This window comes from Paracoccus sp. S4493 (genome assembly GCF_000967735.1).
Classification (GTDB): domain Bacteria; phylum Pseudomonadota; class Alphaproteobacteria; order Rhodobacterales; family Rhodobacteraceae; genus Paracoccus; species Paracoccus marcusii.
Window position 1 is genome coordinate 1 of record NZ_JXYF01000237.1, and the last position, 441, is coordinate 441.

1 protein-coding gene is annotated in these 441 nt (G+C 66.0%); it reads right to left on the minus strand.

The window, feature by feature from the left end:
• On the minus strand, positions 1–441 hold a 441-nt coding region (locus TW83_RS16650), incomplete at both ends, for an efflux RND transporter permease subunit (protein ID WP_204245795.1).

Genomic DNA, 441 nt, shown 5'->3' on the forward strand with positions numbered 1-441 from the left:
GCGGCGGCGGCCAGCGCGTCCTGGCCCTGACCCGTCTGGTCCACCAGATACATGGTAAAGCCGGAGGACGTGCCCAGGCCCTGGATCGCGGGCGGCTGCAGGGCAAAGATCTGGCCCTGGCGGTTGGTGGTGAAGAAATAGCCGTTCGCCCGGTTCACCAGCGACGCGATGTCGAACCCGTCGCGTTCGGCATAGTCGCGCAGCTTGATGAAGACCAGCGCGTTGCTTTGCCCGGTCCCGCCGAAGCTGAAGCCAAGCGCGGCAAAGACCGATTCCACGGTGTCGGTTTCCTGGGTCAGCAGGTACTGCTCGACCTTTTCGACCAGGGCCTGCGTCTGCTGGGTGGTCGATCCGTCCGGGCCCTGGATGATGGCCAGGGCCACGCCCTGATCCTCGTCGGGCAGGAACGATCCGGGCAGGCGGTCGAACAGCGTCATCACG